Raw genomic sequence first — 20,992 nt, forward strand, 5'->3', positions numbered from 1 at the left:
GCGGCAATTATTGTGTTTTCAGGCTGCGCCGGTGACGCTACCAAGGCGGCCGTAACAGCGTCTGTCGGGATGTCTGATTGTGGCGACCAAAACTCAAGAGCTCAAGCTCGACATCGAACGCACCGGCACGGTCTCGGCGATCCTGACGCTGCCGGACCGCGCGCGCGCCTGCTACGTGCTGGCGCACGGCGCGGGTGCGGACATGCGGCATTCGTTCATGGAAAAGACCGCAGAAGGACTCGCGGAGCGCGGTATCGCGACGTTCCGCTTCAATTTTCTCTACATGGAAAAGAAACACGGGCGCCCGGACCAGCCGGCGGTGGCGCACGCAGCCATCCGCGCCGCGGTCGCGGAGGCAGCACGGCTCTGCCCCGGTCTCAAGCTCGTTGCCGGCGGTAAATCGTTCGGCGGTCGCATGACCTCGCAGGCGCAGTCGAAGGCGCCACTGCCAGGTGTGAAGGGGCTCGCCTTCCTCGGTTTTCCCCTGCACGCCGCCAAGAAGCCGTCGTCCGAGCGCGCCGAGCACCTCTCCGGCATCGCGATCCCCATGCTGTTCCTGCAAGGCACCCGCGATGAGCTTGCCGATCTGAGCTATCTCAAGCCTGTCGTCGAGAAGCTCGGCCCGAAGGCGACACTGCATCAGGTCGAAGGCGGCGATCACTCCTTCGCGGTGCTGAAGAAATCCGGCCGCAGCAATGACGAGGCGCTCACGGAGGTGCTGGACGTGCTCGAAGCCTGGATCGACGGGCTCGCCTGAGGCTCAGGCCGAATAGAGCCCCTTGTCGCGCGCCTTCTGGATCGCCAGCGCGGCGATGAGATCGAGCGTCGGCGTCGACAGGCCGGCGGTGCGCGCGAAGGCGGCCGGCGCCTTCACCAGCACGTCGATCTCCATGGCGCGGCCGAGCTCGTAATCTTGCAGCAGCGACGGCTTGTGATTGGGGGCGGGGCCGCTGCGTGTGACGCGCTTGACCTCGGGGATGAAGTGCTGCGCGATGTCGTTGGCCTCGTTCAGCATGCGCGGGATGACCTCGGCGAAAGCGGGGTCGTCGCGCACGCCGCGCGCGGTCTGACCGGTGAGCAGGCACAGCACCGACAGCGACATGTTGGTCAGCAGCTTTGACCAGATCGCCTCGCGGATTTCGGCCACCGGCGGCGATTCCAGCCGGGCATCGTTGAAGACGTTGCGAAGTTTCGTGATCCGCTCGCAATTGCGGTCGTCGCATTCCCCAATCAGCAGGCGGTTGCGGTCCGGGGTGAGGTTCTGCACCACGCCGGGCGCAGTCACCTCGTTGGAGGAGAAGATGACGCCGCCGATGATCCGCTCCTTCGGGATGCAGGCGCGCAGGCGGCCGCCGGGGTCCAGGAAGGAAATGTCCGGCGGTGTCGGATGCCGCGGCGGCAGGCCAATACCGTACCACCAGGGAATGCCGTTCTGCGCGAACACGATCGCGGTGTCGTCCTGGAGCAGCGGCTTGATGCTGGAGACCAGTCCGGTCAGTGCGGTCGCTTTCAGCGTGGAGATCACGACGTCCTGCGGGCCGAGCTGGGCCGGATCCCCTGATGCGTTCACCTTGGCGGAAACCTCGGAATCGCCGACCCGCAGCTTGAGGCCGTTCGCGCGCACCGCCTCGAGATGCGCGCCGCGCATCACGCAAGAGACCTCATGGCCGGCGCGCGCCAGCCGTACCGCAATGTGGCTGCCGACGGCGCCCGCGCCGAAAATGCAGATGCGCATGTTGATCCTGTCCCTGATCCCTTGGTGCCATCAGGCGGCAGCATGACACAAGCCGCCATGCGATGGACGCGGCTGCCCTACGCCGGAAAGATATGGATCAAGGCGCGCGGCCTCGGCCATAGTGCGCGGCAAACAACCGGAGGGAACGCCGATGACTGCCAGCCCCGTCCTGTGGAGCCTTGATGAGCGTGGGGTTGCGACCGTCACGTTGAATCGGCCGGAGGTCAACAACGCCTATGACGGCGCGCTGATATCAGGCGTGCTGGCGGCCATGGACGAGCTGGCTAAGAAACCGGCCTTGCGCGTCGTCGTGCTCAAGGGCAACGGCAAGCATTTCCAGGCCGGCGCCGACCTCAAATGGATCAATGGCGTGCGGCCGCAATCGGCCGAGGCCAACGAGGCGGCCTCGCGCGCGACCTTCGAAGCCGTGCAGCGGCTCAATACGCTGCCGATCCCGACGGTCGCGCTGGTGCAGGGCGGCTGCTTCGGCGGCGGCACCGGCGTGATCGCAGCCTGCGATGTCGTGATCGCCGCCGACAACGCCCTGTTCTCCATCACCGAGGTGCGCTGGGGCCTGACCGCCGCGATCATCATCCCGCAGCTCTGCGACGCCATTAGTGTACGGCAAGTCCGCCGCTACGCGCTCACCGGCGAGCGCTTCGGCGCCGAGGACGCCCGCCGCATCGGCCTCGTCCACGACGTGGTGCCGCTCGCCGATCTCGAGGCCGCAGGCAGCAAGGTGGTCGAGCAACTGCTCGCCAACGGCCCCGAGGCGATGGCCGAGACCAAGCGCCTCGCGCTGGAAAGCTCGTTCGGCGGCATGGCGGTGGACGATGCCGCCTACAAGCGGCTCGTGCAGCTGCATTCGCTCAAGCGCCAGAGCGCGGAAGCCGCGGAGGGCCTGGCCTCGTTCGCGGAGAAGCGGGCGGCGAGGTGGGGTGGCGGGAAGGCTTGAGCGTCAGCAGCCGCGGCAGATGTTGTTGATGCTGCGGTAGACGGCGTCGTCGTCCTGCCGCATCTGGCGCAGCGTTTCGAGCGTTTTGCTCTCACCAGCCGGCGCGGCGGGCTTGCGCTTGGCCGCGAGCTCTTCTTCCTGCCGCTTGTAGCAGGCTTCGCGATCGGGCTTGGCCTGGATGAAGCGGCAGTTCTGCTCCAGGGCCGAGGCGGCGGTGGTTGAGATCGCGAGAGCGGTCAGGGCGGCGAATGCGTATTTCACGAATGTCGAATCCATGGCGGCCCTTCTCTCAGGTCTGTCACGCGAGAGCAACTGCGATGTTGTGACGGGTGCGCGGCGCGGCGCGCTCCCGTAGCCCGGATGAGCGAAGCGACATCCGGGAATGTCGCGAAAAGTCCCGGATATCGCTTCGCTCATGCGGGCTACGGCCACCTTGACACGGCCTACAGCGACGGTGCGAGTGACGTCTTGAGCAAAGTCAGCAGCGCCTGCACCGCGGCTGCATTGCGCCGCCGCTCGGGAATTGCGGCCTTGACCCACAATTCCGGAATCGGAAAGTCACGCAGCACCGGCTTGAGCGTACCCTCGCGCAAGGCATCCGCGACGAGGTAATGCGACATCAGCGCGATGCCGTTGCCGGCGATCGCGCTGCGCGCCAGCACGTGGCCTTCGTTGGAAGAGAGCAGCGGGCTGACCTGGATGCTGATGCGGCCGCGCGGTCCGTCGAAGACCCATTCCGGTCCCGTCGGCAGGAAGCTGAGACAGCGATGCTCGACGAGGTCGCGCGGATGCTTCGGCATGCCGTGCTTCTTCAGGTACGCAGGCGAGGCGCAGAGCAGCCGCTTCAGCAGACACAATGGCTCGTCGACCACGCCGCCGAACGAATGCGGGAAGGCGCCGATGGCGATGTCGAAGCCTTCGGTGACGGGATCGACCGGGCGATCGATCAGCACGATCTCGAGTTTCAATCGCGGGTTCTGGGTCTGGAACGCGCTGAAGGCGTCGGCGAGACGCGCCACCGTCAGCGAGGTCGGCGCCTTGATGCGGAGATGATCGACGAGATCATGGCCCTTCTCGCCCATGCGCGAGAGCAGGTCGGTGGCGTCAGTAACGACGCCGCGCGCGCGATGCACGTAGCGCTGGCCGGCTTCGGTGAGCCGTAACTGCCGCGTCGAGCGGTGAAACAGCGGCGTGCCGATCCGCGCCTCCAGTTGCGTGACGCGCTTGGCGACCACCGAGGTCGAGACATTGAGCTTGCGTGCCGCGGCAGAGAAGCCGGCGGCATCCGCGGTGGCGAGGAAGGCCTGGAGGTTCACGAGGATGTCCATTTTCACCTTTCTCGATTCGCGAAAGCTGATCGCCTATTTTGATGGATTGTAGCCCGACCCGCGTTAATTCATAGTCGCCCGCAAGCAAGGAATTTTGGGAAGGGACGTGCCATGCGGGCCACGACGATCGAAGAACCAGCGCGCAAAGTGCCGCTCTACGGCGAATATGAAGTCGTGGTGCTCGGCGGCGGGCCGGCCGGCATCGTGGCGGCAGCGTCAGCCGCGCGCGCAGGGCGCAAGACGCTGCTGATCGAGCGTTACGGTTTTCTCGGCGGCATGGGAACTGCTGCCGGCGTCACCAACTTCTGCGGCCTGCATGGCAATGTCTACGGCAAGGCGCACCGGCTGGTGCAGGGCATGGCGTCCGAGCTGCTGGCGCGCATCGATCTGCTCAATGGCCTCAACACGCCGCATCTGATCCTGGGCAAGGTGTTTGCCCAGGCCTACGACACCGCGGCCTACAAGATCGCGGCCGATCAGCTGCTCGCAAGCCACAAGGTGCACATCCTCTTCCATGCCCTCGGCGCCGGCGTGGTGATGGGCGATGACCGCCGCATCGACGCGCTGCTGGTCGAAACCAAGGCCGGCAGGCAGGCGGTGCGTGCTGAGATCTTCATCGATTGCTCCGGCGACGGCGATCTTGCGGTCTGGGCTGGCGCGCCGTTCGAGATCGGCGACGAGCACGGTCATCCGCTCTATCCATCGATGATGCTCCGTCTCAACGGCATCGATCCCGAGAAGGCGGGCGAGGCCTGGCGCACCATTCCGCAATTGATGGAAAAGGCCCTTGCCGCCGGCACCCACACATTTCCGCGCAAGAGCGCGATCGTACGGCCGCAAAAGTCCGGCATCGAATGGCGGGTCAACTTTACGCAAGTGGCGCGCGAGGACGGCCACGCCATCAACGGCGTCGAGCCCGACGATCTCACCCGCGGCGAGATCGAGGGCCGCAAGCAGGCGCTTGCCGCGTACGAGTTTCTGCGTAGCACCGTGCCCGGCTTCGAAAAGTCCTACATCGTCGACCTGCCGCCGCAGCTCGGCATCCGCGAGACCCGCCGCATCAACGGCGGTTATCAGCTCAGCGGCGAGGACGTGCTCGGCTGCGCCTCGTTCGAGGACTCGATCGGGGTCAATGGCTGGCCGATCGAGGCCCATGTTCCCGGCGATGTCGTCTTCACCTTCCCGCCGATCCCGGAATCGCGGGGCTACAACGAGCTGCCCTACCGGATGCTGGTGCCCGAGGGCGTCGACAATCTGCTGGTTGCCGGCCGTTGCGCCTCGATGACCCATGAGGGCCAGTCGGCGGCGCGGGTCTCCGGTGCCTGTTTCGTGATGGGCGAGGCGGCAGGTTCCGCCGCCGCCTTGGCGCTCTCCGGAAACCGGATTCCACGCGAAATCCCCATTGAAAAATTGCAGGAAACGTTGAAACAACAGGGCGCCTTCATCGGGCGGGATCAGCCCGTGCCGGAAGGTCTGTGACGGGCTGCCAAAGAAGACGACGGAGGAAACGGGATGATCGGAATTGCAAGGCTCGCAGCTGCCGGCCTGATGGCGATCATGGCGATGGGCACGGCGCGGGCCGAGGACGCGCTGAAGGCCAAGGTCGGCGTGCTCCGCCTGTCGTCATCCGCGCCCGTCTTCATCGCGCAGGACAAGGGCTATTTCCGCGAGGCTGGTCTCGACGTCGAGCTGAAGTTCTTCGATGCGGCGCAGCCGATCGCGGTCGCGACCACCTCGGGCGACGTCGATTTCGGCGTCACCGCCTTCACCGCGGGCCTCTACAATCTCGCCGGCAAGGGTACGCTGAAGGTGATCGGCGGCATGAGCCGCGAGAAAGCAGGCTATCCCCTGATCGGCTATTTCGCCAGCAACAACGCCTATGCGGCCGGCCTGAAGACGCCGAAGGATCTCGCCGGCAAGCGCGTGGCGATGACGCAGGTCGGATCGAGCTTTCACTATTCGCTCGGCCTGCTCGCCGACAAATACGGCTTCAAGCTTGCGGACGTGAAGATCGTGCCGCTGCAATCGCTGTCGAACGCGGCCGCGGCGCTGAAGGGCGAGACCGTCGATGCGGCGTTACTGCCCATCTCCACCGCGCGAAAACTGATGGACGAGGGCGGGGCGAAGTTTCTGGGCTGGGTCGGCGACGAGACGCCGTGGCAGCTGGGTGCGGTGTTCGCCTCGCCGAAAACGCTGACCAACAAGGCGCTGGTGACGAAATTCCTCGGCGTGCTCGCGAAAGCCGACCGCGAATACCACGACGTCATCCTCGCCGCGATGAAAGACGGCGTCGCCCCGATCAACGAGCAGACAAAGCCGCTGCTGGAGATCATCGCAAAATACACCAACCTGCCGGTCGAGCAGGTCGTCGGCAATTGCGCCTATATCGATCCCGACGGCAAGCTCGACGTCAAGAACGTCGACAACCAGATCAAATGGCTGCAGGAGCAGGGTTTTGCCGACAAGGGATTTGACGCCGATGCGATCATCGCCAAGGATTATGTGAAGGCGGATTGATCGATGTTCCGAGCCACCCTCTCTCCCCGTCATCCTGAGGCGCGAGCGAAGCGAGCCTCGAAGGATGCACGGCCCGGATGTAGCGGGGCCGTCGCCCTTCGAGGCCTCCGCTTCGCTCCGGCACCTCAGGGTGACGGATCACGGTATAGGTCGTGACATGGACCTGATCGCCAGCCACATCACCCATCGCTTCGGCGATCTCGCCGTGCTCGACGACGTTTCCTTCACCGTCGGTGCCGGCGAGGTGGTCGCGATCGTGGGGCCCTCCGGCTGCGGCAAGAGCACGCTGCTGTCGATCCTCGGCGGCCTCTTGCAGCCGACCTCGGGGGCGCCCGAGCTGCGCGGGGCGCCGCCGGCGGACAGTCTCAATCCGCTGACCTTCGTGTTCCAGGATTTTGCGCTGCTGCCCTGGGCGACGGTCGAGGAGAATGTCGAATTCCCGCTGCTGCACACCCAGCTCTCGGCCGCTGGGCGACGCGCGCTGGTCGAGGACGCCCTGCGCCGCACGGGCCTGACCGATTTTCGCCAGACCTATCCAAAGCAGCTGTCCGGCGGCATGCGCCAGCGCGTCGGCATCTCGCGTGCGCTGGCGGTGAGACCTGCGATCCTGCTGATGGACGAGCCGCTCTCGGCGCTGGACTCGCAGACGCGCGAGCTCCTGATGGAGGATTTCGTCCGCCTGCTCGCCGATGGCGGCATGGGCGCGGTCTACGTCACCCACAATCTCGAAGAGGCCGCGCGGCTCGCCGACCGCATCGTGGTGCTGTCGCGGCGGCCCGGCCGCATTCGCGAGGTCGTCACCGTGCCGCTGACGCGCGCGGCGCGCGGCGAAGCAGCGGCGCGGGAAAAGCTGCTCGCGCTGCAGAACCAGATCTGGTCGCTGATCCGCAACGAGGCGATCGATGCCGAGCGCGAGGTTCAGCATGCTTGACCGCGCAGCGAGCGATGTGGCCCCGAAGGACGGAGCAACGCGCCGCGTCCGCTTCCGCGGCGCAGGCTTCGTGCCCGCCTCGAGCCGCTTCGGCGGCTGGATCGCGCTCGCCCTCGTCATCGCGATCTGGCAGGCCGCCGGCAGCGCCGGCCTCGTCAATGCGCTGTTCCTGCCGACGCCATCAGCGATCGCGCGCGCGATCTACCAGCTCGCGATCTCGGGCGCGCTGTGGCAGCACCTGTCCGCTTCGCTCCTGCGTATCGGTGTCGGCTGGGTGCTGGGAACGGCCGCCGGCGTCGCCGTCGGCTTCGCCATCGGCCTGTCGCGGCTGGCGCGCAGCGTCGGCATCACCTTCATCTCGGCGCTGTTCCCGATCCCGAAGATCGCGCTGCTGCCGCTCTTGATCCTGTGGCTCGGCATCGGCGAAGAGCCGAAGATCGCGACGATTGCGTTAGGGGTGTTCTTCTCGACCGCGATCTCGGTCTACAGCGGCGTCGATGCGGTGCCGCGCAACCTCATCCGCATGGCGCAGAGCTTCAACGTTCCCTTCGCCACCATCGTCCGCAAGGTGATCTGGCCGGGCGCGCTGCCCGCGATCCTCGCCGGCTTCCGCATCACCGCATCCGTCGCGCTGCTGCTCGTCGTCAGCGCCGAGATGATCGGCGCGCAATACGGCATCGGCGCCTTCGTGCTGCAGGCCGGCAATCTGATGCAGACCGATCAGCTGCTTGCGGGCGTGGTCATCCTGTCGGTGTTCGGCCTCGCGGTAGGCAAGGTGATCGGCTGGCTGGAGACGCGGCTGTTGCACTGGCGGTAGCTGCATTCACCGCTGCCGTAGGGTGGGCAAAGCGCAAGCGTGCCCACCATTTTCCATGAGTCGCGAGGACGTGGGCACGGCGCGTTGCGCCTTTGCCCACCCTACGAGACTGTTGCACTGGAGGTAGCCAAGCCCGTCATTGCGAGGAGCTCTTGCGACGAAGCAATCCAGACTGTCGCCGCGGAAAGATTCTGGATTGCTTCGCTGCGCTCGCAATGACGATGTGGTTGGCAGTGCGACCATCACGCGTTCCCGCGATCTTCCCGAAACAGATCCAGCTTCTGCTGCACCGGGCGATCCGAGAAGCTGAACAGCACGGCATCCTCATCCGCCTCGTGCGTGACCCAGTGCCAGCTCGGTACCACGAACAGATCGCGCGGCCCCCATTCGAACACCGCATCGCCGATCCGGCTGCGGCCGCGGCCTTCGATCGGGCAGAACACCGTTGCGTCCGTAGACCGATAACGCGCGGTGTTAAAACCCTTCGGCAGCAGCTGGATGAAGGTGCCGATGGTCGGCATCGCGAAATCGCCGGTCTCGGGGTTGCTGAACTTCAGCTTCAGCCCGTGGCAGGCGTCCCACTCCTGGCTCGTCCTGGCCTTCTCCAGCGCCTCGCGGGTGTAGGCATAGGGATAGCTGAAGATCGGCGAAGTCTTCGAGCTCCGCTTCACGTCGACCGGCAGCAGATTGTGGCCATAGCGGGCAAAGCTGTCGCCGGCGGGTTTTGTAATTTTCTGCTGGTCCTCCTTCGATCCTTCCGCGAAGGAGCAGTCGAAGAACTGCACCAAGGGAATGTCGAGGCCGTCGAGCCAGAACATCGGCTGATCGGTCTCGTTGGAATGATCGTGCCAGGTCATCGACGGTGTGATGATGAAATCGCCGGGCTCCATTGCGGTGCGCTCGCCGTCGACCGCGGTGTGGGCGCCCTTGCCTTCGAGCACGAAGCGCAGCGCCGACTGGCTGTGGCGGTGTGCGGGCGCGACGTCGCCGGGCACCACCATCTGCACGCCGGCATAGAGCGAGGTGGTGATCTTGGACTGGCCGCGCAGGCCCGGGTTCTCCAGCACCAGCACGCGCCGCTCGGCTTCCTTGGCGGTGATCAGCTTGCCGGCCTCCGTCATGTAATCGCGGATGATTTCGAACTTCCAGAGGTGCGGCCGGCAGGCGCTTTTCGGCTCCGGTGTGATCAAATCGCTCATCACCGTCCACAGCGCGGTGAGATTTTCGCCGTCGATCTTCTTGTAAAACGCCTCGCGTTCCGGCGTCTTGGTCACGGCTTCCATGGTGGCGCTCCCGTTCGTATTGTTGATTGACAGTATACTGACGATCTGGGTAGCGTCAATGTGGCCGACGACGTACAAGGTGTCGTTCCGGGGCACGCGAAGCGACAACCTGGAACCTCGAGATTCCGGGTTCGAGCTGGCGCATCGTCCCGGAATGACAAAATCGGAGGGAGGGTCTCGATGAAGCTGCACGGCTATTTCCGCTCCAGCGCCGCCTATCGGGTGCGGATCGCGCTGAACCTCAAGGGCCTCGGCGCCGAGCATCTGCCGCATCATTTGCGCAAGGGCGAGCAATGCGCGCCCGCTTATCTTGCCATCAATCCGCAGGGCCTGGTGCCGGCGCTGGAGAACGATGCGGGCGCAGTGCTGACCCAATCGGTCGCCATCATCGAATGGCTGGACGAAACGCACCCCAATCCGCCGCTGCTGCCGAAGGATCCGCTGCGCCGCGCCAAGGTGCGCGCATTCGCGCTGGCGATCGCCTGCGATACCCATCCGGTGCAGAATTTGAAGGTGCTGGCGCGACTGCGCGAGCTTGGCCTCGCCGAGGAGAAGGTCCAGGACTGGGCCGCCTGGGTCAACCGCGAGGGCCTGTCGGCCTGCGAGACCCTGATCGTGGGCGAAGCGGGGCCGTTCTGCTTCGGCAATGCGCCGACGCTCGCCGACCTCTGCCTGGTGCCGCAGCTTGCCAACGCCCGCCGCTTCGGCGTCGATGTCTCGGCCTATCCGCGCCTGCTCAAGGCGGAGGCCGCCGCGAAGGCGCTGCCGGCCTTCGCCAGTGCCGCGCCGGAGAAGCAGCCCGATGCCGAGTAAGCCTTCCGCTCCGATCACGATCGACGCGGTCTATGACGCACCGGGCTATCTGTTCCGGCGCATGCAGCAGATCGCTGTCTCGATCTTCATGGAGGAGTGCAAGGCGTTCGACCTCACGCCGGTGCAATATGCCGCGCTGATCGCGATCCACACCCATCCCGGCATCGACGCGACGCGGCTCTCGGCCGTGATCGCCTTCGACCGCTCCACCCTCGGCAGCGTGATCGAGCGTCTTCAGGCCAAGGACTATATCGAGCGCAAGCCGGCGCCCGAGGACAAGCGGATCAAGCTGCTCTATCTGACCAAGTCGGGTGCAGCGATCCTGCGCGAGATCATCCCCGCCGTCGAGCGCGCCCAGGCGCGCATGCTGGAGCCGCTCAAGCCCGCCGATCGCAAGGCCCTGATGGGGCTGCTGGTGCAACTCGTCGACCTCAACAACGAAGCCTCGCGCGTGCCGCTGCGGGCCGAGGACGCGCTGGAGCATCTGGGGAAGGGCGGGTGAGGGATGTGAGTGAGCGGGTCTCCGCTCGCGCCTTAATCCACCGCCGTCGTCCCGGCGAAGGCCGGGACCCATACGCCGCAGCAGCGGTGGCAGCGCGAGATGGTCATTGCCTGTCTTCGCCAAACCAAATTCGGTGGGTATGGGTCCCGGCCTTCGCCGGGACGACACTGAATGCGTGGTCGCGCCGTCGGCCTCACATCCGCAACAACGCCTGCCGATCGATCTTTCCCGTGCCCGTCTTCGGCAGCTCGTCGATGAAAATCACCTCGCGCGGATATTTGTAGGGCAGCAGCTTGCCCTTCACGTAATCCTGCAGCTTCCGCGTCGCTTCGACCTGATCGGCCGCGCGGTTGTTCATCACCACCACGGCCTTCAGCGTCATGCGCCGGTCCGGCAGCTCGGCCGCGAACACCGCGCATTCGCGGATGTCGGGGTGGTCGGCGAGGCAGAGCTCGACCTCGAGCGGATAGACCCACTGGCCGGAGATCTTGATGAGATCGTCGGCGCGGCCGCGGAAGAAGTGGAAGCCGTCGGCATCGCGCACGAAGCGGTCGCCGGTGTAGATCCAGCCGCCCTCGCGAATGGTCTCGGCGGATTTGTCCGGCCGGTTCCAGTACAGCGGCGTGTTGGAATCGCCGCGCACCCACAGAATCCCTTCCTCGTTGTCGCCGACGTCGCGTCCGTCCTTGTCGCGCAGCGCGACCTCGTAGCCGGGGACGCGCAGGCCCGCGGCGCCGAGCTTCTTCTGCTCGGGGCGGTTGGAGAGATAGATGTGCAGCACCTCGGTCGAGCCGAGGCCTTCGACGATCTCGAGGCCCGTGAGCGTCTTCCAGCCGTTGAAGACCTCTGCCGAGAGCACTTCGGCGGCGGAGAGCGCCATCCGCAGCGACGAGAAATTCGTCTTCTCCGCGCCCTCGGCCTTGGTCAGCGAGGTATAGAGCGTCGGCAGGCCGAAGAAGACGGTCGGCCTGTACTGCTCGATCGCCGCGAAGATCGCCGCCGGCTTCGGCTGGCCCGGCAGCAGCAGCGTCGCCGCTCCCGCCGAGAACGGGAAGGTGACGGAATTGCCAAAACCGTAGGCGAAGAAGATCTTTGGCACCGAGAAGCAGATGTCATCGGGCGTCAGCTTCAGCACATTCCGCGCAAAGGCGACTTCGCTGTAGGCCATGTCGTGCTGGAGATGCACGATGCCCTTGGGCCGGCCCGTCGAGCCCGAGGAATACATCCAGAACGCCATCTCGTTGCGATCGGTCGCGGCTTCGGCGAGCTCGGTCGGGAATTGTGCGAGCCAGCTCGCCGCCGCGACCGCCGCAGGCGCAGCATGCTCGCCGACCTCGCCATTGACGACGATCAGCGTCTTCAGCTTCGTCTCCTGGCACGCCTCCGCATTGAAGCGTGCGCAGAACTCGGCGTCCGCCACTGCAACGGCAGCGCCGGAATCGGCGAGATAGAATTGCAGCAGGTCCGGCGGCGTCAGCGTGTTGATCAGCAGCGGCACGAAGCCAGCGCGGACCGCGCCGAAGAAGGCGGCAGGATAGGCCGGCGTATCGTCGAGGAACAGCAGCACGCGGTCGCCGCGCTTCAGGCCGAGCGAAGCAAAGCCGTTGCCCCAGCGGCAGGCCTCCGCGCCGAGCTCGGCATAAGTGCGCGTCCCCGCCGGTCCGATCAGCGCGAGCTTGTCGCCACGGCCCTGGGCCAGATTGTCGAACAGCACGCGGCTGGCGTTATAGACTTGCGGAACGGCAAAGCCGATCTCGCGCGCGCCCTCGCTGTCGGCGGGCACCTGGTCGCGAATCTCGTTGCTCATGCCGTAACCTCGCCAGCCGCATCCCCGCCGTCGCCTGCGCCATTCTTGGCGGCCTCGTAACGCGCCATGAAGGCCGGCGACATGTGGCGCAGGCGTGCATCGTCGATGCGCCCGGAGCGGGTGATGTAGCTGTAGGCGAAATCCATCAGGTCAAGCTGCATGTGCTGGGCGAAGTGCTCGTACCAGAAGGCGCTGGTGCGGGCCGCGTTGACGAGCTTCTGCACCACCGGCTTGCGCTCGGCCTGGTAGCGCTGCAGCGCGGTGGTCAGATGTGCATCGGATTCCAACGCCTTGACCAGCGCGATCGCGTCCTCGATCGCGAGCCGCGTGCCCGAGCCGATCGAGAAATGCGCCGAGTGCAGCGCGTCGCCGAGCAGCACCATGTTCTTGAACGACCAGTGCTCGTTCCAGACCCAGGGGAAATTGCGCCACACCGATTTGTTGGAGACGAGGCAATGGCCGCCGAGCGTGTCGGCAAACACCTCCTCGCAGACGCCCTTGGACTGCTCGACGTCCTTGTAGGCGAAGCCATAGGCCTGCCAGGTGGCGTGGTCGCATTCGACCAGGAAGGTGCTCATGGTCGGCGAATAGCGGTAGTGGTGCGCGTTGAAGGTGCCGCGGTCAGTCTTCACGAAGGTCTGCGACAGCGTGTCGAAGCGCTTTGACGTTCCGTACCAGACGAACTTGTTGGAGGAATAGGACAGCGAGGTGCCGAAATCGCCCTCATAGGCGCGGCGCACCAGCGAGTTCAGCCCATCGGCGGCGACGATCAGATCATGACCATTGAGCTGGTCGATCGCGTGAATCGGCGTGTCGAAGCGCGGGGTGACGCCGGCATCGAGCGCGCGCTGCTGCAGGAACCTCAAAAGCTCGAGCCGCCCGATCGACGAGAAGCCGACCCCGTCGATGGCGACGCTGTCGCCTTGCAGGTTCAGCGTGATGTTCTCCCAGCTCTCCATGTGCGGCGCGATCGCGTCGACCGTCTCGGGGTCGTCGGCACGCAGGAACTCCAGGGCCTGGTCGGAGAACACGACGCCAAAGCCCCAGGTCGCGTCGGCCGGGTTCTGTTCGAACAGGTCGACTTGATCGTCGGGGTGACGCTTCTTCCAGAGATAGGCGAAGTAGAGCCCGCCGGGCCCCCCGCCAATCACGGCGATCCGCAACGTCTGCCTCCCTAATTGACAGTATACTTACTATCTAGGGGTAGACTAATGTGCTCCGACGTCCGGCGCCAGCGGAATTATCGGCAAGGCCGGCACGCCGAAGCTCGCTTTCGGACCCACGTTTTGCGCGTGTCCAAAATCCTCAGGCACGAAACATAGCCAAACCGGGCCGGGTTGGCCACCCAGGGGTCAGACGCAGCGCTTCACGTAGACGCCGTTCACCAGCACCCTGGTGCAGCGGACCACCGGAACCGGCTTGCGGACGACGACGGCCGCGTTCGGCCCGGCGCAACCGGCGCGATAGACGCCGCGGGCGCACACCACCGCGTTGGCGTCGGTGGCCTCGAACGTCATGGTTGCCCCAAAGGCGAGGAGCGCGGAAGCGATCAGCAGCAACGAACGCATGTCTCTTTCTCCCGGTCTTGTCATGTTTGAAATCGGATATTTGCAAAAGGTTGTCGTCGCAGCCGCGCGAAAATTCATTCGCGCGACGCTTCGTCATGGCCACGCGCCTTGGCGCAGCACCTGCCTGCCTTATCGTGCCGCGAACGGCGCAAGCACGTCCTTGCACGCGGGCGACAGCGAGGCGGCGTTGCTGGAGATGCACTGGATGATGCGACCGCCGCCGGGCGCGACGCCGGCGCAAAGCGAGCGGATGTCGGCGCCGCAGGCGGACCGGACGATGAACAGTTCTTCGCGCGGCCGCAATGGGCGCAGCACGATGACGGCCGGTGCCGCGGCAGGCGCTGCCGCCGGCGCAGCACCAGCAGCAGGTGCGGCCGCCGCCGCACCGCCGCCCATAGCCGCATTCACCGCCTTGGCGCAGCCCGCCGACACCTTCGCCTTGTTCTTCTCCAGACATTCGAGCGCGGGCGCGCCGCCCGGCGGCACGCCGGCGCAGACCTTGGGATAGTCGCCGCGGCAGGCGCTCTTGATCGCGGAAACCTGCGCGCTGCTCGGCTGCTTTGGCGCTGCCGCCTTCGGGGCGGCTGCCGCTGCCGGTTTGGCCGCGGGCTCGGCGGCGGGTGCGGCTTCCGTCTTGGCAGGCTCGGATTTGGCAGGCTCGGATTTAGCGGGCGCCGCTTCCGTCTTCGGCCCGGCCGCCGGCTCGACCGCGCGAACCGCGGCCTGGCAACCCGACGACAGGCTGGACATGTTCTTGGCGAGGCACTGATACGCTTCGACGCCGCCGGGCGTCACGCTCGCGCAATGCGCCATGAAGTCCGAGCGGCATGCGGAGCGGATCGCGCTCTTCTGGGCCTCCGTCGGTGCCTGCGCGAATGCGCCTGTTGCAGTTGCGAAGAGAGTTGCGGCAAGCAACGCGGTGCGCGTTGAGGCATGTTTCAACGTGTTGAACATCTGAGTGAATTCCTGCCAAGTCGGTCATGCCGACAATTTTCAAAAAAGTATGCAAGCGCAATCGTCGCGAGTGATGCCTCGCGCGCGGCATCTTTGGCCGCTTTGGCCTCTACCGCAAGTAGATAATGTCAGCGCAATTGCGACGTAACTACGTCGCTAATTTCACCATGCGCTTGCCGCGGTTCTCGCCTGCGAGCAAACCGATCAACGCTTTCGGCGTGTTCTCGAGGCCGTCGATGATGTCCTCCTGCACTTTGAGCTTGCCGGATTTCACCCAGGACTGGAGATCGGCGAGCGCGCGCTGGCTGTCCTTCATGTAGTCCATCACGATGAAGCCCTGCATCACGAGCCGCTTCACCACGATCAGCCCGGGAACGCCGCGCGGGCCATGCGCGGCGGGCGCGCCGTCATATTGCGAGATCGCACCGCAGCAGGCGATGCGGCCGTAATTGTTCATTTGCGGCAGGCAGGCTTCCAGAATGTCGCCGCCGACATTGTCGAAATAGACGTCGATGCCTTTGGGCGCAGCCGCGCGCAACGCCTTGAACACCGCGCCGTCCTTGTAATCGACGGCGGCATCGAAACCGAGCTCGGAGGTCAGCCAGCGGCACTTGTCGGCGCCGCCGGCGATGCCGATGACGCGGCAGCCCTTGATCTTGGCGATCTGTCCGACGATCGAGCCGACCGATCCTGCGGCTGCCGAGACCACGACCGTCTCGCCCTCCTTGGGCTTGCCGACCTCCAGCAGGCCGAAATAGGCGGTGAGGCCGGCGATGCCGAACACGCTGAGCAGATGCGTCATCGGCTCGAGCTTCGGCATCTTGGTCAGATGCTTCGCCGGCACCGCGGCAAACTCCTGCCAGCCGGTGTCGCCGAACACGATGTCACCGGGCGCAAGCCCTGGCGCCTTTGAGCTGACGACTTCGGCGATGGCGCCGCCGGCCATCACGCTGTTGGCCTCGACGGCCGAACGATAGGTCGCGCCGTGCATCCAGGCGCGGTTGGCTGCGTCGAGCGAGATGTATCGCACGCGCAGCAAAGCCTCGCCGTCCTTCGGCTCCGGCATCGCGCCGTCGATCATCTTGAAATGTTCAGGACCGAGCTTGCCGCTGGGCTTTTCCACCAGCAGAATCTGGCGATTGGTGTTGCCGCTCATGGCGTTTCCCTCTTCTTTTGTTTGACGATTATTGGTGCAGCGGCCGCAAAGAAAACGTGCAAGCCGCATTTGTTGTGCGCTGCATGAAGGCTAGATCGCGCAGGCTCGTTTCACAACGGGAACATCCGGCCAACGCGATCGCTCGCCAAGCGTGTTGCGTCATCGTCATATCTGCGACATCATGAAGCGGCCGGTGTTAGTGGGGGTCGTTCAATGTCGAACAGGTTTACGCAATACATTCTGGCCGCGATGGTGCTGGGCATCGTCATGGGGGCGGCGATCTTCAACTTCCTGCCCGATACGCGCGCCGAGTGGGCCTCCTCCATCAACCTGATCGCCATGATGTTCCTGCGCCTGATCAAGATGATCATCGCGCCGTTAGTGTTCGCGACTCTAGTCGGCGGCATCGCCCATATGGGAAGCGGTTCGCGGCTCGGGCGCATCTTCGCCAAGACCATGGGCTGGTTCGTCAGCGCCTCCTTCGTCTCGCTGCTGCTCGGCCTCGTCATGGTCAATCTGCTTCAGCCCGGCGCGAACTTCCCCGGCACGCTGCCGCAGGCAGGCCAATCGACCGGCCTGCCGGTCTCGGCCTTCTCGATCGAGAAATTCCTGACCCATCTGATCCCGACCTCGATCGCGGATGCGATGGCGCAGAACGAGATCCTCCAGATCGTGATCTTCGCCGTGTTCTTCTCGGTGGCCATGGGCTCGATGCCCGAGCGGTCGAAGCCGATCCTGGCGATGATCGACGACGTCGCTCACATCATGCTCAAGGTGACGAGCTATGTGATGCTGTTCGCGCCGCTCGCGGTGTGGGCCGCCATCACCGCCACCGTCGCCAAGAACGGCCTCGGCGTGCTCTGGAAGCTCGTCGTCTTCATGGGCGGTTTCTATCTCGCGCTTGCGATCCTGTGGGTCATCCTGATGATCGTCGGCTTCCTCGTGATCGGGCCGCGCTACAGCCATCTCCTGAGGCTGATCCGCGAGCCGCTGATGATCGCGTTCTCGACCGCGAGCTCGGAAGCGGCCTATCCGAAGACGCTGGAAGGACTGACCAAGTTCGGCGCCTCGTCGCGGATCTCGAGCTTCGTGCTGCCGCTCGGCTACTCCTTCAATCTCGACGGCACGATGATGTACTGCACCTTCGCCAGCATCTTCATCGCGCAGACCTACCACATCGAGATGTCGCTCGCGACGCAGCTGGCGATGCTCGCGACCCTGATGATCACCTCCAAGGGCGTCGCCGGCGTGCCGCGCGCTTCGCTCGTCGTGATCGCCTCGACGCTGGCGCAGTTCGGCATCCCCGAGGCGGGCCTCTTGATGATCATGGGCATCGACACCTTCCTCGACATGGGGCGCAGCGCCACCAACGTGATCGGCAACTCGCTCGCGACCGCCGTGGTCGCGAAATGGGAAGGCGAACTCGGGCCCGAGCACGAGCTCGGACCGGGCGAGGTGGCGACGCCGGACATGGTGCCTGGCGAATTGCCCGCGATGGCCGGTCATTGACGGAGGTGCATCATGCGCCGCTCATTGGCGATATCGTGCAGCCTGTTGCTGGCAGCGTGTCTGCTGGCAACCGGGGCCTCGGCGCAGACCGGCGGCAGCGAAGGGCTTAGCCCGACGCTGTCGGCGATCAAGAAGGCGCATACCGTGCGACTGGGCTATCGCGAGAGCTCGCCGCCGTTCTCCTTCCTCGACCAGTCGGGTCGTCCGATCGGCTACAGCCTCGAGCTGTGCGAGGCCATCGTCGAGGAGATCGGCGTCGAGGTCGACGATCCCAATCTCAGGATCGATTACGTCAAGGTCACCTCGGACGACCGCATCGACGCCGTGCTCCAGAACAAGATCGACCTGGAATGCGGCTCGACCACGGCCAATGCCGAGCGTGGCAAGCGCGTTGCCTTCTCGCCGCTGATGTTCGTCGCCGGCACCAAGCTGATGGTGCCGAAAGCGTCGAATGTCCAGTCGCTGACCGATCTGAAGGGCAAGTCCATCGTGGTGACGAAAGGCACCACCAACGAGCAGGCGATCCAGGCGGCCGACAAGAAGTTCTCGCTCGGCCTCAACATCGTCACCTCGCCGGACCACGAGCAGTCGTATCAGATCCTCGTCGACGGCAAGGCCGATGCGTTCGCGACCGACGACATCCTGCTGTTCGGCCTGATCGCGCGCCACAAGGCGCAGGACAAGTTCCGCGTCACCGGCGATTATCTGTCCTACGATCCCTACGGCATCATGTTCAAGAAAGGTGAGCCGCAGCTCTCCGCCGTGGTCGAGCGCGCCTTCCGCAAGCTCGGCTCCAACCGCGACCTCGTCCCGCTCTACAACAAATGGTTCGTGTCGCGGCTGCCGACCGGCGAGCGGCTCAACGTGCCGATCTCATTGCAACTGGAAGAAGCCTTCAAGGCCATGGACGATTCCGCCAGCGCGAATAATTAGCGGCTTCTTTCTTACCCTCCCCTGGAGGGGGAGGGTCGATCGCGCGAAGCGCGAGCGGGGTGGGGTGATCTCTCCGCACGGGCACCGCTTCGGTGGAGAGACCTTCACCCCACCCCGTCTCGCATCGCTGACGCGTTGCGAGCCGACCCTCCCCCTCCAGGGGAGGGTGGGCACTTGCGTTGTGGCTGCTATCTCTTCCCAAACACCCGGTCCAGCGCCGCGTCATACGCCGCCTGCACCAGCTCCGGATGCAGCTTCGCCAGCGCTTCCATCATCACGCCGGAGTTGATCTCGAGTACGCGCCAGGCACCGTCAACGCGGACCACGTCGATGGACGCGAAGACGATGCCGATGGCGCGCGCGGCATCGATCGCGAGCTTCACGCAAGCCGCGCTGACCTCGCCGTCCGCCAGCAGCACCGGCTTTGCGCCGGCATCGAGATTGTGCCGCCAATCCGAGCCACGGTGCTTGCTGTAGACGACGAAGGGGACGTCATCGAGCAGCACCACGCGGACCTCTTCCTCGATCGCAACATAGGGCGAGATCACGAGCCCCGTGCTCATCGAAAAGACTTCGCGAACCGCGTGGTCGAGCTCCGCCTCCGTCGTCACCTTGAACACCGCGCGGCCCGACGTACCCTCGTTCGGCTTCACCACGATGCCTTGCGGATTCTGCGCGAGCAGCGCCAGAATCGCTTGATGCCAGCCCGGGCCGGCGACGTGAACGCCCAGCCTCGGGTTGAGGAAGAGCTGATGCGGAATGCACGGCACTTGCGCCAGCGTCAGCGCCTCGGCAGTCGCCGATTTGTCGTTGGCGAGGCGATGCGCGATCGCGCTGTTGAGGCCGATGTCGTAGCCGAAGGCGAAGCGGCGCGTCTCGCCGAGGTGCATCGCGATCAGCCAGCCGCCGGCGCGGACATCGACCGCGATGCCGTGGCGGGCGCAATAGCGCCTGATCGCCTGGACGAAGACCCGCTCGCTGCCCGCCATCTGCCTCAGTCGCTTGTGTCGGTCGTTCTTGTCAGTCATTCCTGGCGCCAAAAGCCGCAAAAATGCGGGAAACGGCGCCATGCCGGGTGAAAATCAGAGCTATTCTTAATGAAATTCTCGCGAGCGCGCCGGAAATTAAGTGCTGCAATCAAGCCTCGAAGGGGAAAGAAATTACCCACTTCGCGCGCCCGGCAGCAGATTCATTAATGATGCGGCCAGTTCTGCCGCAAATGCCGGTTTGATCGGCATCAATTGCATCCGAAACGAGGTTGATTATTGGTCTCAATGGCGTAGATCACACATGCGAAATCCTCCGCCATGGCAATGGTGACCGCCCCGATTTCAGGGCCGGGCAACGCTTTTGCCCTAAAACCGCAAATATTCGGAATATCGAAAATCATGAGCGCGTTTTACCGAGAGAAGGTTCTTTCCGTCCAGCACTGGACCGACACGCTGTTCAGCTTCCGCGCCACGCGCGATACCGGCTTCCGGTTCCAGAACGGCCAGTTCGCCATGATCGGCCTCGAGGTCGACGGCCGCCCGCTGCTGCGCGCCTACAGCATGGCGAGCGCCAACCACGAGGAAGAGCTCGAGTTCTTCTCGATCAAGGTGCAGGACGGCCCGCTTACCTCGCGTCTCCAGAAGATCAAGGAAGGCGACACCATCCTGGTCGGCCGCAAGGCGACCGGCACGCTGATCACCGATAACCTCATCCCCGGCAAGCGGCTGATGCTGCTCTCGACCGGCACCGGCCTTGCGCCCTTCGCCAGCCTGATCAAGGACCCCGAGGTCTACGACCAGTTCGAGTCCATCGTGCTGGTGCATGGCTGCCGCCAGGTCTCCGAGCTCGCCTATGGCGAGAAGCTGGTCGCGACCCTGCGCGAGGACGAGCTGTTCGGCGAGCTGCTCGCGGACAAGCTGATCTACTATCCGACCGTGACCCGCGAGCCCTTCAAGAACCGCGGCCGCATCACCGACCTCATCAACTCCGAGCAGATCTTCAACGACATCGGGCAGTCGCCGCTCGACATCGCGACCGACCGCATCATGATGTGCGGCAGCCCGGCGATGCTGGAAGAGCTCAAGGTGATGTTCGAAAGCCGTGACTTCATCGAAGGCAGCGGCAACAAGCCTGGCCATTTCGTGATCGAGAAGGCCTTCGTCGAGCGCTAAGCGGCGCTCGTCACCCCGGTGT

At 65.0% G+C, this 20,992-nt stretch carries 22 protein-coding genes; 11 read left to right on the forward strand and 11 right to left on the reverse strand.

Annotated elements, in window-relative coordinates; genetic code table 11:
- Nucleotides 1–79: 79 nt before the first annotated feature.
- Entirely contained in the window at nt 80–757 is a 678-nt protein-coding gene (locus N2603_RS03260) for an alpha/beta hydrolase family protein (protein WP_260387671.1), read from the forward strand.
- A gap of 3 nt (nt 758–760) precedes the next feature.
- Here the strand turns inward: N2603_RS03260 and N2603_RS03265 are convergent, their stop codons facing one another.
- The gene (locus N2603_RS03265) at nt 761–1,735 is read right to left on the reverse strand and encodes a ketopantoate reductase family protein (RefSeq protein WP_260387672.1); all 975 of its coding nucleotides are present in this window, start codon (nt 1,733–1,735) and stop codon (nt 761–763) included.
- Between the two features lie 151 nt (nt 1,736–1,886).
- Here N2603_RS03265 and N2603_RS03270 point away from each other — a divergent pair, with 151 nt between their 5' ends.
- Nucleotides 1,887–2,690 (forward strand): enoyl-CoA hydratase-related protein, encoded by an 804-nt coding sequence (locus N2603_RS03270; RefSeq protein WP_260387673.1) that lies wholly within the window; start codon nt 1,887–1,889, stop codon nt 2,688–2,690.
- A 3-nt stretch (nt 2,691–2,693) separates the two neighbouring features.
- Here the strand turns inward: N2603_RS03270 and N2603_RS03275 are convergent, their stop codons facing one another.
- Nucleotides 2,694–2,966: a hypothetical protein gene (locus tag N2603_RS03275; protein ID WP_260387674.1), complete on the reverse strand. Its 273-nt coding sequence runs from the start codon at nt 2,964–2,966 to the stop codon at nt 2,694–2,696.
- A 167-nt stretch (nt 2,967–3,133) separates the two neighbouring features.
- Entirely contained in the window at nt 3,134–4,018 is an 885-nt protein-coding gene (locus N2603_RS03280) for a LysR family transcriptional regulator (protein ID WP_260387675.1), read from the reverse strand.
- A gap of 111 nt (nt 4,019–4,129) precedes the next feature.
- On the opposite strand from N2603_RS03280, the gene N2603_RS03285 reads away from it, so the two are divergent.
- From N2603_RS03285 to N2603_RS03300, 4 genes are all read left to right on the forward strand, one after another.
- Complete coding sequence (locus N2603_RS03285; protein WP_260387676.1) at nt 4,130–5,497, forward strand: FAD-dependent oxidoreductase; 1,368 nt, start codon at nt 4,130–4,132, stop codon at nt 5,495–5,497.
- Nucleotides 5,498–5,530: 33 nt separating this feature from the next.
- Entirely contained in the window at nt 5,531–6,535 is a 1,005-nt protein-coding gene (locus tag N2603_RS03290) for an ABC transporter substrate-binding protein (protein WP_260387677.1), read from the forward strand.
- 157 nt (nt 6,536–6,692) lie between these two features.
- A complete protein-coding gene (locus N2603_RS03295; RefSeq protein ID WP_260387678.1) occupies nt 6,693–7,466 on the forward strand; it encodes an ABC transporter ATP-binding protein in 774 nt (257 codons plus the stop codon).
- A complete protein-coding gene (locus N2603_RS03300; protein ID WP_260387679.1) occupies nt 7,459–8,283 on the forward strand; it encodes an ABC transporter permease in 825 nt (274 codons plus the stop codon). The genes N2603_RS03295 and N2603_RS03300 overlap by 8 nt, the downstream gene beginning before the upstream one ends.
- A gap of 242 nt (nt 8,284–8,525) precedes the next feature.
- Here the strand turns inward: N2603_RS03300 and gtdA are convergent, their stop codons facing one another.
- Complete coding sequence (gene gtdA / locus N2603_RS03305; RefSeq protein WP_260387680.1) at nt 8,526–9,566, reverse strand: gentisate 1,2-dioxygenase; 1,041 nt, start codon at nt 9,564–9,566, stop codon at nt 8,526–8,528.
- A gap of 180 nt (nt 9,567–9,746) precedes the next feature.
- Between gtdA and maiA the strand changes: the two genes are divergently transcribed.
- The gene (gene maiA / locus N2603_RS03310) at nt 9,747–10,379 is read left to right on the forward strand and encodes a maleylacetoacetate isomerase (protein ID WP_260387681.1); all 633 of its coding nucleotides are present in this window, start codon (nt 9,747–9,749) and stop codon (nt 10,377–10,379) included.
- Nucleotides 10,369–10,881 (forward strand): MarR family winged helix-turn-helix transcriptional regulator, encoded by a 513-nt coding sequence (locus N2603_RS03315; protein ID WP_260387682.1) that lies wholly within the window; start codon nt 10,369–10,371, stop codon nt 10,879–10,881. Before maiA ends, N2603_RS03315 begins: the two co-directional genes overlap by 11 nt.
- Before the next feature lie 193 nt (nt 10,882–11,074).
- Here N2603_RS03315 and N2603_RS03320 read toward each other — a convergent pair whose 3' ends face one another.
- From N2603_RS03320 to N2603_RS03340, 5 genes are all read right to left on the reverse strand, one after another.
- The gene (locus N2603_RS03320) at nt 11,075–12,688 is read right to left on the reverse strand and encodes a benzoate-CoA ligase family protein (RefSeq protein ID WP_260387683.1); all 1,614 of its coding nucleotides are present in this window, start codon (nt 12,686–12,688) and stop codon (nt 11,075–11,077) included.
- Entirely contained in the window at nt 12,685–13,851 is a 1,167-nt protein-coding gene (locus tag N2603_RS03325) for an FAD-dependent monooxygenase (protein ID WP_018644102.1), read from the reverse strand. Before N2603_RS03325 ends, N2603_RS03320 begins: the two co-directional genes overlap by 4 nt.
- Before the next feature lie 189 nt (nt 13,852–14,040).
- Complete coding sequence (locus N2603_RS03330; protein ID WP_008132706.1) at nt 14,041–14,256, reverse strand: hypothetical protein; 216 nt, start codon at nt 14,254–14,256, stop codon at nt 14,041–14,043.
- A 129-nt stretch (nt 14,257–14,385) separates the two neighbouring features.
- Nucleotides 14,386–15,210, reverse strand: a complete 825-nt coding sequence (locus N2603_RS03335; protein WP_260387685.1) for a cysteine rich repeat-containing protein — start codon at nt 15,208–15,210, stop codon at nt 14,386–14,388.
- A gap of 148 nt (nt 15,211–15,358) precedes the next feature.
- Nucleotides 15,359–16,366: an NADP-dependent oxidoreductase gene (locus tag N2603_RS03340; RefSeq protein ID WP_260387686.1), complete on the reverse strand. Its 1,008-nt coding sequence runs from the start codon at nt 16,364–16,366 to the stop codon at nt 15,359–15,361.
- A gap of 213 nt (nt 16,367–16,579) precedes the next feature.
- Here N2603_RS03340 and N2603_RS03345 point away from each other — a divergent pair, with 213 nt between their 5' ends.
- Nucleotides 16,580–17,875 carry a dicarboxylate/amino acid:cation symporter gene (locus tag N2603_RS03345; RefSeq protein WP_018644099.1) on the forward strand — a complete coding sequence of 432 codons (1,296 nt, stop codon included), beginning with the start codon at nt 16,580–16,582 and terminating at the stop codon, nt 17,873–17,875.
- 12 nt (nt 17,876–17,887) lie between these two features.
- Complete coding sequence (locus tag N2603_RS03350) at nt 17,888–18,808, forward strand: amino acid ABC transporter substrate-binding protein (RefSeq protein WP_260387687.1); 921 nt, start codon at nt 17,888–17,890, stop codon at nt 18,806–18,808.
- Between the two features lie 188 nt (nt 18,809–18,996).
- Here the strand turns inward: N2603_RS03350 and N2603_RS03355 are convergent, their stop codons facing one another.
- Together N2603_RS03355 and N2603_RS03360 are read right to left on the reverse strand one after the other, a co-directional pair.
- Nucleotides 18,997–19,797, reverse strand: a complete 801-nt coding sequence (locus N2603_RS03355; RefSeq protein WP_260424442.1) for an ATP-grasp domain-containing protein — start codon at nt 19,795–19,797, stop codon at nt 18,997–18,999.
- A gap of 248 nt (nt 19,798–20,045) precedes the next feature.
- Nucleotides 20,046–20,198, reverse strand: coding sequence for a hypothetical protein (locus N2603_RS03360; protein WP_156528319.1), 153 nt, complete (start codon nt 20,196–20,198; stop codon nt 20,046–20,048).
- Here N2603_RS03360 and N2603_RS03365 point away from each other — a divergent pair.
- Nucleotides 20,197–20,970, forward strand: a complete 774-nt coding sequence (locus tag N2603_RS03365; protein ID WP_026312162.1) for a ferredoxin--NADP reductase — start codon at nt 20,197–20,199, stop codon at nt 20,968–20,970. The two genes, N2603_RS03360 and N2603_RS03365, sit on opposite strands and share 2 nt — an antisense overlap.
- Nucleotides 20,971–20,992: the final 22 nt, after the last annotated feature.

The sequence above is a fragment of the Bradyrhizobium huanghuaihaiense genome, from assembly GCF_025200885.1.
Classification (GTDB): domain Bacteria; phylum Pseudomonadota; class Alphaproteobacteria; order Rhizobiales; family Xanthobacteraceae; genus Bradyrhizobium; species Bradyrhizobium huanghuaihaiense.